General features: G+C 63.0%; 11 protein-coding genes. 6 read left to right on the top strand and 5 right to left on the bottom strand.

The window, feature by feature from the left end:
• Positions 1–19: 19 nt before the first annotated feature.
• From radA to pspAB, 4 genes are all read right to left on the bottom strand, one after another.
• Positions 20–1,069: a DNA repair and recombination protein RadA gene (gene radA / locus HALKA_RS0107115; RefSeq protein ID WP_018257332.1), complete on the bottom strand. Its 1,050-nt coding sequence runs from the start codon at positions 1,067–1,069 to the stop codon at positions 20–22.
• A 162-nt stretch (positions 1,070–1,231) separates the two neighbouring features.
• Positions 1,232–2,962 (bottom strand): alpha/beta hydrolase, encoded by a 1,731-nt coding sequence (locus HALKA_RS0107110; RefSeq protein ID WP_018257331.1) that lies wholly within the window; start codon positions 2,960–2,962, stop codon positions 1,232–1,234.
• A 97-nt stretch (positions 2,963–3,059) separates the two neighbouring features.
• Complete coding sequence (locus HALKA_RS0107105) at positions 3,060–3,524, bottom strand: hypothetical protein (protein ID WP_155119376.1); 465 nt, start codon at positions 3,522–3,524, stop codon at positions 3,060–3,062.
• Positions 3,515–4,132, bottom strand: a complete 618-nt coding sequence (gene pspAB, locus HALKA_RS0107100; protein ID WP_018257329.1) for a PspA-associated protein PspAB — start codon at positions 4,130–4,132, stop codon at positions 3,515–3,517. The genes HALKA_RS0107105 and pspAB overlap by 10 nt, the downstream gene beginning before the upstream one ends.
• A gap of 2,036 nt (positions 4,133–6,168) precedes the next feature.
• On the opposite strand from pspAB, the gene HALKA_RS0107095 reads away from it, so the two are divergent.
• From HALKA_RS0107095 to HALKA_RS0107070, 6 genes are all read left to right on the top strand, one after another.
• Complete coding sequence (locus tag HALKA_RS0107095; RefSeq protein ID WP_018257328.1) at positions 6,169–8,034, top strand: ABC transporter substrate-binding protein; 1,866 nt, start codon at positions 6,169–6,171, stop codon at positions 8,032–8,034.
• Between the two features lie 203 nt (positions 8,035–8,237).
• Positions 8,238–9,245 carry an ABC transporter permease gene (locus tag HALKA_RS0107090; protein WP_026190196.1) on the top strand — a complete coding sequence of 336 codons (1,008 nt, stop codon included), beginning with the start codon at positions 8,238–8,240 and terminating at the stop codon, positions 9,243–9,245.
• The gene (locus tag HALKA_RS0107085; RefSeq protein WP_018257326.1) at positions 9,232–10,254 is read left to right on the top strand and encodes an ABC transporter permease; all 1,023 of its coding nucleotides are present in this window, start codon (positions 9,232–9,234) and stop codon (positions 10,252–10,254) included. The genes HALKA_RS0107090 and HALKA_RS0107085 overlap by 14 nt, the downstream gene beginning before the upstream one ends.
• Positions 10,255–11,328, top strand: coding sequence for an ABC transporter ATP-binding protein (locus tag HALKA_RS0107080; protein ID WP_018257325.1), 1,074 nt, complete (start codon positions 10,255–10,257; stop codon positions 11,326–11,328).
• Positions 11,328–12,383 (top strand): oligopeptide/dipeptide ABC transporter ATP-binding protein, encoded by a 1,056-nt coding sequence (locus tag HALKA_RS0107075; RefSeq protein WP_018257324.1) that lies wholly within the window; start codon positions 11,328–11,330, stop codon positions 12,381–12,383. Before HALKA_RS0107080 ends, HALKA_RS0107075 begins: the two co-directional genes overlap by 1 nt.
• A 154-nt stretch (positions 12,384–12,537) precedes the next feature.
• Positions 12,538–12,774: a hypothetical protein gene (locus tag HALKA_RS0107070; protein WP_044956496.1), complete on the top strand. Its 237-nt coding sequence runs from the start codon at positions 12,538–12,540 to the stop codon at positions 12,772–12,774.
• Here the strand turns inward: HALKA_RS0107070 and HALKA_RS0107065 are convergent.
• The gene (locus HALKA_RS0107065) at positions 12,771–13,694 is read right to left on the bottom strand and encodes a HEAT repeat domain-containing protein (protein WP_018257322.1); all 924 of its coding nucleotides are present in this window, start codon (positions 13,692–13,694) and stop codon (positions 12,771–12,773) included. The genes HALKA_RS0107070 and HALKA_RS0107065 overlap by 4 nt on opposite strands.
• Positions 13,695–13,717 lie beyond the last annotated feature (23 nt).

The following is a 13,717-nucleotide window of genomic DNA, read 5'->3' as shown; positions in this document are numbered from 1 at the left end:
CGGTGAGCGTCGCCGTGGGTCACTCGTCCATCAGGCCGCCCTCTTCGACGCGCATGACCGCTTCGCCGTCCGGGAGGTTCGGCGCGTCGACGAGCTTGACGATCCGCTTGTTCCCCTTGGACTTCCGGAGGTAGATGCGGAACGTCGACGTGTGGCCCAGGATGTTCCCGCCGATGGGCTGGGTCGGGTCGCCGAAGAAGGAGTCGGGGTTGGCCGCGACCTGGTTGGTGACGACGACGGCGGTGTTGTTGAGGTCGCCGACGCGCATCAGGTCGTGGAGGTGCTTGTTGAGCTTCTGCTGGCGGTCGGCCAGTTCGCCACGACCGACGTACTCGGCGCGGAAGTGGGCCGTCAGGGAGTCGACACAGAGCAGGCGGACCGGAAAGTCGTCGTCCTGGCTCTCGCCGGCGATCTCCTGGGCTTTCTCTGCCAGCAGGATCTGGTGGTTGGAGTTGAACGCCTTCGCGACGTGGATCTTGTCGAGGACGGACTCGACGAGCGCTTCCAGCAGTTCCTCGTCGCCCGCGTCGGCGTCGCCCTCCTCCTCGACGAGGTCGTGCAGGACCATCGTGTCTTCGAGAACGTCGTCGTCGAGGCCGCGGACCATCTGATCGATCCGCTCGGGGCGGAACGTGTCCTCGGAGTCGACGAAGATCGCGCTCCCCTCCAGACCGCCGTGTTCGGCCGGTAGCTGGACGGTCACCGAGATCTGGTGGGTGACCTGGGACTTGCCGGCCCCGAACTCGCCGTACACCTCGGTGATCGACTGGGTCTCGATGCCACCGCCAAGCAGGTCGTCGACCTCCGAGACCGACCAGGTGAGCTTCCCGATCTGTTCGCGACGCTCCAGGACGGTCGCGCCGGTCTCGAACCCGCCGATGTCGGCGGCCTCTCGGGCGGCCTGGATGATGTCGGCCGCCGACGATTCGCCGATGTCGGCCGTGTTCGACAACTCGCCGGGGGAGGCGACGGCGATTCCCTGATAGCCGTCGAAGCCGTTGTCCTTGAGCTTCTCCGCTGTGGCCGGACCGACGCCCGGCAGCTCTTCGAGGTCCTCTGATGTGGACATACACGTGGCTTGTGCGTCGGGGGTAATAAACCTCCGTTAACAGTAGGGTGAAAGTGAAAGTGGCCGCCAGCGACGAGACACTCGACAGTCGATGCGAACGTTCAAACGAGAAGAGTCGTTCGTCGTCGGGAACGGACGGCGAACGGAGAGTCGACCCGACGGCTACAGCGGCGCGTGCGTCGCGGTCCCCGCGACGAGGACCAGCGCCACGAGCAGACTGTTGACGAACGCGCCGACCCAGACGCGACCGGTCCGCCGGAAGAAGTACGTGGAGACGGCGGTGACGATCGAGAGCAGGGCCACGAACTGGAACGCCAGCACCGTCAGGAGCGGCTGGCCGAAGGGTGAAGGACTACCGGCCAGCAGGACGCCGTACTGCACCGCGAGGAGCAGGACGAACCCGCCGACGACGGCGATCCAGTTGTGGGCCAGCGCCTCCCGGAAGGAGCGGTCGCCGGTTCGGAGCTGGCCGTGCAGTAGCAGCTCCAGTGCGAGGAAGAACAGCGTCAGCGGCACCAGGTACACCAGTGCGATCCGGAACTGCGTGAGCGTCGGGAGCTTCATCGCGAACACCCAGAAGCGGAAGTCGGTGCCAAAGAGGTAGCCCACGGCCCCGAGCGTGCCGAGGAAGCCACCGACGATCGTCGCCGCCGCGACGGCCGAACGGGCGACCGTTCGCCAGCCGTCCGTGTCGAACCCGTAGCGCGCGAGCGAGTCACGGTCCGACCGGTAGTGCCACGCGCCGACCAGTCCGGCGACGATCAGGCCGTTCCCCAGCGCCCACACCATCACGCCGTTGGTGATCTGCTGGGGGAACAGCCAGTTGATCGGGACGAACCCCTGGCCGACGAGATTCAGCGGGAAGTAGGTCACCACCGGGACGAGTGCGGCCACCGCGACCGCGCCGTACCAGCTTCGCCCCTCGACGCCGGCCGGCTCGGGTACCGTCCGACGGAGCCCCGAGAAGCGCCGGTCCGAGAGGACCATCGCGCCGAAGGGGAACAGGAAGAGGACCCCGCCGAGCAGCGAGGCCAGCGTTCCCAGCTCTTTGAGCCACCAGATCTGGTTGCCCGGCGGTAGTTCGTCCTCGCCGTCCAGCGTCACCTGCATCCACTCGACCGCGTCGCCGACGGCGGTCGTCGAGAGGTGGTCGCCGGGGTGGGTCGTCGACGGAGTGTACAGACGGCGAGCGGTTCCGTCTTCGAGGCTCCCGTAGGTCCGTCCCTCCTCGACGGGTTCGTCAGTGCCGAACAGCGTCTGGAGCTTCTCGCTTCGCTCGACGTTCGACGCGTGGGGCACACCCCACATCAGCATCGAGAACTCGTCGTACTCGCTGAAGACGACGGCCGTGTTGCGCGGGAAGGTCGCGTTGCCGTCGGCGACGCCCGAGTTCCCCGTCGAAGAGCCGACCAGCGCGACCGACTCGTAGCCGTCCCGGTCGCTCTGGGCCGCTGCGACGCTGGCCCAACCGCCCATCGAGTGCCCTTCGAGTCCGACGTTGTCGTCGTCGACGAACGCCAGCGACCGCATATACGACAGGGCCGGTGGGCCGCCGAAACCGTTCCCGAACGCTGGGGGATCGGAGTGGCCGTGACCGGCCTGATCGATCGCCAGGACGACGAACCCGCGACGCGCGAACTCGATGGCGAACGGGGACTGTGTCTCGCGGGTGTTGATGTAGCCGTGGGTCGCGACGACCCCCGGGCTGGGATCGTCGGCACTGGCACCGGGCGGGACGTACAGGGTCCCGTGGATCATCTGTCCGTCCGGAGCGGCAAAGCGCACGTCTCTGGTCTCGACGCTTCCGCCGTCGGTCTGGACCAGGTACGCGACCGTACCGCCACCGAACACGAGCAGGAGTGCGATGAACAGAACAGTCGTCTTTCGTGTCATCCTATACCGCGTTGCAGATACATGTACAAATAACTTTCCAGTATTGTCTACAGTGTGTATATAGATTACTAGCGTTAATCGATTGGGCGGCGGTGGACTACAGTAGATTCGAGCCGAGCGCGGCGAGCGAGAGGCTCCCCGCGAACACCGCGACCGAAAAGACCCACTCGGGCGCGGACACGAACTGCTCGCCGACGAGCCCGACGAGCAGGACGGCCCCCGCGAGGGTCGAACGGCGGGGACTGTCGGCCAGCGAACCGACGACCGTCCGGAGCTGCCAGCCGAACGTGTCGAGACCGTCCCGGAGTCGCTCACCGACCGGGCGGTTGCCGTCGGGGTCGTCGGCCGGTTCGAACGCAGTGAGATCGCCGCGGTCGACGGTGAACACCTCACCGGTGTGCTCGCGGCGCGCGTCCGCGTCGGCGACCCGGAGTAGCGTCACCGTCTCGCTGCCCGTTCCGACCACGCGGTAGACGCCGGGCGCGGCGTCGGGCTCGATCGCCGCTGGTTCCGACAGCAAGACGTGATCCGAGACCGAGACTCCGTCGGGCGTCACTCCCACGGGTGGTTCCCCGGCCGGTCGGGCCACAGCGGGTACCAGTACTCCTTGTCCGATTCGACGGTCAGCTCGCCGTCGAGGTTCGAGTCCAGCTTGAACTCGGCGGAGGAATCCCGCTCGTGGCTCTCGTCGGTCTTCGGTGCGAACGGGTAGTACGTGCCCCGCCGGAAGGAGTACACCCAGTAGACGAGCTGCCCGTCGCGTTCGCGCTCGAAGGCGAAGACCGCGGCCAGGAGTCGAGACCCGTACCGTGCCTCGATCAGCGTGTCGGCGGCGAAGTGGATCGACGTGACCAGATCCTCGAAGCCGTCGTCGTGGAGGACGATCCAGTCGTAGCCGTGCTCGTCGGTCGTGAAGTCGGCGGTCGTTCCCGTATCCACTTCGCCGGCTTCGAGGATCGCCTCGACCTCCGCCATCGCGTCCTGAAAGTCGGTGTTGTCGACGTCGGCGAAACACAGCGCGGCGTCGCCGGTCGGGGCGTAGCCCAGATCGGCCTCCATCGTGACGTAGGCCGTCGACATCCCGAAGAGGTCTTCTGGGTCGGCGTCCCGAGTCGCGTCGGCTTCGGCCTTCGTCCCGAGGATGCTCTTGAGTCCGTCCAACAGTCCCATACACGTCCCGTGGAGGCGTATGCCCTTATGTGTTGTAGAACGGAACTATCTGGCCATACCGGTCAGAATTATACAATATAGAAGGCAAATGTGCGACTTTCACTGATGTATATCTGATTAACGATCTTATATATCCCGTTTACCGCACTATATGGAGAGATACAAAAACAAATAAGCCCAATAACTGTACTTTAGGGAGATATATGGGCAGGAATGGCGCTCGATAGCTTGATATTCTCATACGCTGCTTCGCGAGACGGATACGGGAATCGACGGCCTCGGTTCGGTGACGGGTAGTCACGACGCGCCGCTTCGACGCCGTGTCGATAGTACCAGTGTTACGCCCTCTCCGGTGTTCACTATTGGGAAATAACGACAGGATCTTTCACACTGTACACGGCTGGGTCGGACCACTCCGGCCGACGCGTGTTTCCCACTGTCTAGGTTGTCCCCTACTGGAGGAACCCACAGCCACTGATTACTAGGGTCCTCGACATATCCGGTGTAACGGATTTTTTCACTGTTGGGTGAGTGGACCATACGGTGTTCCGGGTAGCTGACTCGCTTCTCAGGGCTGTCGGCACTCGTTCTCGAGGAGAGTTATCTTCAGAGTCCGACTGGCGATACGGCAGTCTCTGGTAACAATAACGATTGTACCACTATTACGTTTTCGCCCGCCGTTTCTTGATGGTATATGTATGCCGGTCGTTCAGGATCTATCCGACATCTGTTTTCTATGATGAAAGTCAACTGGGGACACGGGTCATGTGAACTCTCAACAATGTACAGGGAAGCCGTTGAGTGGGTCACTGCGGTCGAACTCGGAGATGAACCCCATGATCGAAAATGCCGCCGGACAGTCGTGTCGAGACCATCGCCGCTATATAGAAACGCTCAGGAAGCTTAGGGGAAACACTCTCAGAGAGATACTCAACCGAAACAGGTTCGGGAGCCCGCGTCTCTCGCGTATCGCCGAATCCCTCCCTCGCTGTCCGCACTGTCAGCCTCGCCGCTTTGAACTGCTGATCACGTTCGGGGATGGACGACCGACGGCATCACTGGTCTACCAGTTCAGCCGGTCGAGATGTGTTTCGGTCCGGTCGTCGGGCGTACGCGGTCCCGTACTGTTAGCCGTAGCTTCCGAGGGTATTCTCCGCTCTGTAGTGGCGAAGTCGTTTACAGATGTACATCTGACAGTATCAGCATCGGACGCCCACGCGTTTGACTCTGGCTGTCCTCCAAACACTCAAGATGTGACATAGTGTAGAAACGTGATAATACTGGCTCACAGATACTGTTCGGGCAGTACGACAACAGACTTTCGACGACTGTGGGATGAATACGCAAACCTTCTCATCGGAGACTATACGGCGGATTTAAGCGGCTAACAGCTGAACTATCTCCCGCCGTGACTACCAGCGCACTCCCAGTGCTCTCTGTGCTCCTGGTCACTCTCCCGTACTGATCGCGGAATGCACATTGAGAGACGCTCTGACCCTGCTCTAGGCAGACGACGCTCGAACGATGGCCTGTCGGTCGAACCCCCAACGAACTGCTGTCGATAGTTGTCCAGTCACCATCGATAGTGATAGTCTTGGCTGCTTGCCACAATAGACTCGCTCACACCGGTACGCCGACGCTCCGATCTCAGATGCTACCGGCATTTGCTCTCGACGTACTCGATCGTGTACCAGGTCGGAGCCCTCGGAGAGAAGCACTTTTATCGGCATCTCGTCGGCGCTGGCATGTCTCTGGCTGTGGTGTCTACTCACCGATTGCTCGCTTTGGGCCACAACAGTATTGTGTAACAGTCGAATAACAACCCCCGTCACAACTCGGCAGACGTTGCCGTCTGCGGGCTACCTGCGGTTCGGTGTGTGGCTCAATACCATCTATTCGACATTCGCGCTGAGGCTCGGGTTTTCCGACATAGGCCGAAAAAACGTTAGCTAGCTTCTTCAAATCCTTATCTGAACTCCCTGTGTAGAATTATCCAAAACCTTTATTATCAGACAACGCCGCGGGATAACGTGGATATGGCAGACAAGTCCAACGACTACAAAGACGTTCTTAGCCGCCGCCGGTTCGTCGCGCTGACAGGCGCGGCAGGTGCTGCTGCACTCGCCGGCTGTGACGGCTCGGAAGGTACGGATGACAGTACACCGGCCGACGAGGGTGGGGACGACGACACGTCGACCGAAGACGACGATATGTCGACCGAAGACGACTCGATGGAAGTCGCCGACGTGCGACACCGCAGCGGGACGAGCCTCTCGCCCGCAGACATCCAGTTCAACCCGTGGGGCCAGAACACCGCACAGATCTCGAACGAGCTCATCTTCGATCCGTTCGCGGAGTTCAACTACGCTACTGGCGAGTACGTTTCCGCGATCATCGAGGAGTGGGAGTACACGGGCGATACCTTCGAAATGGTTCTTCAGGAGGGTGCGACCTGGCACGACGGCGACCCCGTCACGGCCCAGGACCTGGCGACCTATCTCCGGCTCGACCGCGAGTCGGGCAGTTCGATCTGGGACTGGGGCAGCGACGTCGAAGAGATCGACGACCGGACCGTCGCCATCACTATCGAGGGCGACATCAACCCGTCGCTGATCGAGTTCTCCGTGATGGAGAACCGGCTCACCACCAAGCACTCCCGCTACGGCGACGTTCTCTCGGAGACGCAGAACGCCGACGACAACACGCCGCTGACGGAGTTCGTCGACGACGAGCCGATCGGCAACGGGATCTTCCAGTACGGCGAGGCAGACGAGCAGGTAATTCTCACCGAGCGCCACGCCGATCACCCCAACGCCGACAACGTCAATTTCAAAGAGTACGCCTTCCAGTACTTCGACGGCAACACGGCGATCCACCAGGCGCTGCTCTCGGGCAACATCGAGAGCATGTTCGCCATCTACACGCCGGGCAACGTCGTCACCGACCTGCCCGACTCGATGAACGAGTACCGCACGCCACGGAACGGCGGCGTCGGGATCATCCCGAACCACACCCACGACCACCTCGGTCGACGCGAGGTCCGCCAGGCGATCGCGTACGCCATGGATCGGACGCAGGTCGCAGCCAACTCCGACCCGCGCACCAAGGTCGCGCCGCGCGTCCCGACGGCACTGCCCAACGCCCAGCTCGAGAACTGGCTCGGCGACTCCATGGGCGACTTCGAGACGTACGGTCGCGAGTCCAGAGAGACCGAGCAGGCCGCGAGCGTGCTCGAAGAGGCCGGCTACAGCCGCAACGGTGACGACGTGTGGGAGGACGAGGACGGCAACACGCTCTCCTTCGAACTCATCGCGCCCGGTGGCTGGTCCGACTGGGTCACCGCGATGGAGTCCGTGGCCGATCAGCTCAACGCCTTCGGCATGGACGTGGAGTTCTCGACGGTGCCGTTCGGTGACCTCGGCGGATCCGACGGTCGCTGGGCACAGGGGAACTTCGACGCGACCGCCGAGTACTGGACTGCGGCGTTCGCGCGTGCCGCTCACCCGTACCACAACCTGCGCCACCAGATGGTCAACCCCAAGGCGACGCTGCGCGAAAACAACTACTCCTATCCTGGTGCTATTGAGGACCGCGGCGGTTCCGAAGCCGACATCACCGTCCCGGCACTCGACGGCTCCGGCGAGCTGACGGTCAACCCCGTCGAGGACGTCGGTACGCTCGGTTCCACCAGTGACAGCGACACTGAGGCCGAGCTCGCGCTCGACCTCCTGTGGGTCTCGAACCAGGATCTGCCCATGATCCCGATCCAGGAGGGACTGAACCAGACGTTCATCTCCTCGAACCGGTTCGATATCCCGGCCGAAGACGCCGAAGTCGCACAGGTGCAGTACGCCAACACCTGGCTCCCGCGCCAGGGCGAGATGACCTACAACGGCAACTAACGGGCAGCTACTGGCCCGGATTCCTGGGTGGGATGTCGGGGCCACGTCGCTGTCGTCGCGAGGGCCGATCCGCCGCGTCGACGGAGTGACAGCGAGCCTGCGATCGACACAGTTGACGAACTGACGTTTTCGTCGGGGACACCCGGTTCGGCGAACCGCCGGGAACCGTAATCCATATTTGTGTGAAGCGTAAGGACTCCACCATGCGCTACTACGCAGAACGGGTAGCTCGCTCCGTGTTAACGGTGTGGGCCGCCGTAACACTGACCTTCGGAATCCTTCGACTGATGCCAGGGGGACCACTGGTACAGCTCCGGGGGCAGCTATCTCGACGGAATATGTCACCAGAAGAGATAGAAAACCAGATCGCAGTGTACAGAGAACGACTCAACCTCGTCGATGCGCCGATCCACGAGCAGTACATCGCGTACCTCTCGAACTTACTTCAGGGGGACTTCGGCCAATCGCTCAAAGAGGGGGAGCCAGTGCTCCAGCTCATCGGCGAGGCGCTCCCGTGGACGGTGTTCGTGATGACGGTGGCGACGATCCTGATCTTCGCGATCGCGATCGTCTGGGGGGCGTTGACGGCCTACAAGGAAGGATCGACGTTCGACAAGGTCTCCTCGGTAGCCGGTGTGCTCCTGGGATCGATCCCGTTCTACGTGTTCGCGTTCATCCTGTTGCTGTTCCTGGCCTACCAGAACAAGTTCTTCCCGGCCAGCGGGCGGATGACGCCGTTGACCGATGTCGAACTGACGGTCGGTTTCATCATCGACGTACTACACCACGCGGCGCTGCCGATCGCGTCGGTCGTCGTCGTCCAGGCCGGACTCCAGATGCTGTCGATGCGTGGGAACAGCATCCAGGTGCTGGGGGAGGACTACGTCCGCGTTGCCAGACTTCGCGGGCTCTCTGACCGCCGGATCTCGACGCGGTACGTGGCGAGAAACGCGATCTTGCCGATGTACACCGGCTTCCTGACGCTGATCGGCTTCAACATCGGAAACTCCGTGATCCTCGAACAGGTGTTCACTTACCGGGGGATCGGCTACGTCATGTTCGACGCGCTCGAAGTCCAGGACTACTCGGTGTTGATGGGCGTGTTCCTGGTGTTTACCATCGTTCTCGTCGTCGCAGTGCTGATCGCAGACCTGACCTACTCATGGGTCGATCCGCGGGTCAAATCGGGTGATGCAAGTGAAGCATACTGACTCAGACACGGACGGTGAAGAGTTCGTCTTCGAAACACAGACCTCGACTGTCGAAACGTCTCGCAGCGAACGACTGCGAGACTTCTACGAGGAGTTCATCTACAAGCCGGGTCTCGTCGCCCTCGACGACTCGCGGACCCTCATCGGCGGCGTGATCCTCTTCGTGTTCATCCTCATCGCACTGATCGGAACGCGGGTGTATCCGGCACCGGTCACCAACCAGGTCGAGCGGAGCCTCAAGCCGTTCGAGACGATGAACGCACCGCTCGGATCGAACCCGTCGGGGACCGACCTCCTCGCGCAGGTCATCCACGCGACGCCGTCGATGCTGGTCCTGGTGACCGCGGGTGCGGTCTTCTCGACGTTCATCGCGGTCTTTACCGGGACCGTCGCGGGATACAAGGGCGGGAGGACTGACCGCGTCATCACGACGATCTCGGACATCGCGATGTCGATCCCGGGGCTTCCGCTGGTGATGGTGCTGGCCGTGACGATCAAGCCCGAGAATCCGGCCGTCGTGGGGATCCTCCTCACGATCAACTACTGGTCGGGGCTCGGCCGATCCATCCGGTCGCAGGTGCTGACGCTGCGCGAGGAGTCGTACGTCGAGGCCTCGCGGACGATGGGTGTGAGCACTCGACGGATCCTGACGAAAGACGTCATCCCGAACCTGATGCCGTACATCCTGGTCAACTTCGCGTTCGCCGCGCGGTACTGCATCTTCGCTGGCGTCGGGCTGTACTACCTCGGCGTGTTGCCGGCGGACCTGGCAAACTGGGGACTCCAACTCGACAGTGCGTACAACGACTACAGCGCGCTCGTCGGCAGCGGCTCGGAGTATCTGGTGATCGTTCCGATGATCCCCATCGCCCTGCTGTCGCTCTCGCTGGTGTTGCTCGCCCAGGGACTCGACCGGATCTTCAATCCGCGCGTTCGCACTCGGCTGGCCGGCGAGTCGGAATCGATCGAAGAAGACGACGACGATGTCGTCCACACGGGGGGCGTCTAAATGGCCAGTACGACCGTCGAAACTCGCGAGCCAGACTCGGAGGATCCCGTCGTAGAGCTCCGGAACGCATCGGTGACTTACGACGACGGCAACTCCTACGTCCTCGATCACGTCTCGATGGACGTTCACCGTCACGAAGTGATCGGTGTCATCGGCGAGAGCGGTTCGGGCAAGTCGATGCTCGCCGAGTCGATGCTGGACTCGATTCCAGACCCCGGCGTGTTGCGTGGACAGGTCAGGTATAACCCGAGTGAGGGCGAGCCGATCGACGTGCTCGACCTGACCACCGAAGAGCTGCGACAGCTCCGCTGGGAAGAGATCTCGATGGTGTTCCAGGGCGCGATGTCGTCGTTCAACCCGACGATGCGGGTCGGGAAGCACTTCGAGGAGACGCTGTCGGCACACGACGCGGACATCGACGAGGGGCTGGCGTTCGCCCGCGAACTGCTCCAGGACCTCTATCTCGAACCCGATCGCGTGTTGAACTCCTATCCCCACGAGCTGTCCGGCGGGATGCAACAGCGGGCCCTGATCGCCTTGTCGCTGGTGCTGGAGCCCGAGCTTCTCGTGATGGACGAGCCGACGGCGGCGCTTGACCTGCTGATGCAGCGCTCGATTCTGCGACTGCTCCGGGAGCTCAAGGAAAAGTACGACCTGACGATGGTCTTTATTACCCACGACCTCCCGCTCATCGCGGCACTCGCAGACAGACTCGCGATCATGTACGCTTTCCATCCCGTCGAGATCGGGCGGACAGAAGAGATCGTTCAGAACGCGGCCCATCCGTACACGCGGGCGCTGCTGAACTCGACGCCGAACCTCGACGCGCCCATCGAGGAGATGGTCCCGATTCCCGGATCGCAGCCGGCACCGATCAACGTGCCGGACGGCTGTGCGTACCATCCGCGGTGTCCGCTGGCCGACGAGCAGTGTCGCTCTTCGAAGCCGGATTACGTGTCGGTGAGTGACCGTCACACCTCCGCGTGCTACCACTGGGACGACGCACGGGACGAAATCGCGCTCAACTACTCGGAGAACCTTGGCGACGCCGCCCGCTCCGGAGGTGACGAGTGATGCCGGGTGACGAAGTCGTGTTGAGCCTCGAAGACATCGAGGTTCACTTCGAGAACAAGTCGTCGCTCCTCGATTTCGGCGGTGAGTCCGAGACCGTCAGAGCCGTCGACGGCGTCTCACTCGACATCTACGAGCGCGACGTGATCGCACTCGTCGGCGAGTCGGGCTGTGGGAAGACGACGCTGGGCAAGACCTCGATCGGTCTCCAGCGACCCACCGGCGGCTCGGTGAAGTACCGCGGCGAAGACATCTGGGACATCCGTGACGGAAAGGTCGACACCGACACCGAGTGGGCCGACATCCGCCAGTCCCTCCAGATTATCCACCAGGACCCCGGCGCGTCGCTGAACCCGAACCGCCGGCTCGTCTCGATCCTCTCGGAGCCGCTCCGACAGGTCAACCCGAACCTCTCGAAACAGGAGAAGCGCGAACGCATCTACGCGCTGTTAGAGCGCGTGGGTATGACGCCGGCCGCCGACTTCGCCGAGCGCTACCCACACCAGCTCTCGGGCGGCGAACAACAGCGCGTGGCCCTCTGCCGGGCGCTGTTGATGAACCCGGACGTAATCCTGGCCGACGAGGCAATCAGCGCGCTGGACGTGTCGCTGCGCGTCGAGATGATGGACCTGATGCTCGACCTCCAAGAGGAGTTCGACACGTCCTACGTGTTCATCAGTCACGACCTCTCGAACGCTCGTTACTTCACCGCCCACAGCGGCGGGCGAATCGGCGTGATGTACCTGGGACAGATCGCCGAGATCGGTCCGGCCGAGGCGATGATCCAGGATCCCCACCACCCTTACACCAACGTCCTCCGGTGGGCGACGCCGGACCTCTCCCTGCAGGACGCGGGCGAGGTCCCGATGCGCAAGATCGACATCCCGGACCCGGTCGATCCGCCGAAGGGCTGTAACTTCCAGACGCGGTGTCCGGAGGCCCGAGAGGCCTGCCGACAGGCGGACCCACAGAGCTACCACGCGGAGAACCAGCGCGTCAGGTGCTTCCGCGAGGACGAGGACCACGAGTACTGGGAGAGCCCGGAGCTGACGGACTAGCCCTGCCCACGGTCCGTCGGGAACGTCGCCGCCACGGTCGTGAGACGGTGACGGCTGACAGTAGCAGCGGTCTGCCCGTCCGTTTTTTCGACACCGTGAGCCGACGCCAGTGGACAGAGCAAGACTCTTGTCTACTCGCCGGTAGTACGCTTTTATGGCGCGTTTCGAGGCCTTCTGGCGGACCATGTGCGCGTACCGGTCGTACATCTGGCTCGCCGTCATGGTCCACATCTTCTTGCTCTTGCTCGCGATCTTCGGACTGGTGGTCGGGCAGCCGGGAACGGCGTCGTACACCCTCTCGATCGTCAACGTCGGCCTGCTGACGGTGTCGGGTGGGACTGCCTTCCTCGTGTTCTACACGTGTACTCGCCGCGAGGGAGAAGAGTACTAGGCGTCGGCCTGTGCCTCGATGAAGGTCGCCGTCTCGCTGGCCAGTTCGCGCAGATCCTCGTCACGCTGCTCGTCGTCAGCAACGTCGCGAAGCGGCTCGATCGCGGTCGGCGGTGCGAGAAAGCCCAGTGCGGCGACTGCCGTACTGACCGTGGGCGTGTCCTGGTGAGCCAGTAGTTCGACGAGGGGATCGACGGCACCGTCGACGAGCGTCGGATCGTGTTCGGCGACCGACGCGACGATGTTCGCGACCGTCGTCAACACCCCCACGGCGTCGCTCTCGCTGTCGAGGACGGCGACCAGCGTCGGGACGTGGTCGGCGACCGCTTCCGGCTCGATCGATGCCAGCTCGGCGACCATGTTGGCCGTGACGACTCGCGTCGCCCACTGGCGTTTGGTCTCGTCTTCCGAGACCATCTGGTAGAACTCCTCGCGCTGGGGATCCGGCGTTTCACCGGCTCGTCCGTCGGTGAAGTCTACTTCCGGATCCTCGACCGTTCGATCGACCAGTTGCTGGAGGTGTGGGCGGTAGGCGTGTGGCATCGTCGTGATCGACTCGCGCACGAACTGGACGGCCGCCAGCTGCAGAATCGGCGGGTCCTGATCGAGCAGGTCGACGATCGGTCCGACCGCGTCCTCGACGGCCTCGGGCGCTTCGCCGACGAGCGAGGCCAGCGCCAGCGCGCTGTGGAGCTTCACGTTCGTCCGCTCGTGTTCGAGGTTGGCGATCAACTGCGGGGCGTGTTCGACCGCTGTCGCGGGGTCGTCGTCCGCGACGGCGGCGGCGACCCGCACGGCGTGGGTGCGAACGAGGTTCGTCTCGTGTTCGAGTCCCGACCGGAGTACGTCCGCCGAGACCTCGTCGGCCGACACTGACTCGATGTCGTGTGTCAGGACACCGTGGCTAAGCGAATCACTCATCGGTCATCGAACGACGCCGACGC

Source organism: Halomicrobium katesii DSM 19301 (assembly GCF_000379085.1).
Classification (GTDB): Archaea; Halobacteriota; Halobacteria; order Halobacteriales; family Haloarculaceae; genus Halomicrobium; species Halomicrobium katesii.
The sequence above is the reverse complement of the archived record's forward strand: the minus strand, read 5'-3'. Positions and strand labels throughout refer to the sequence as shown.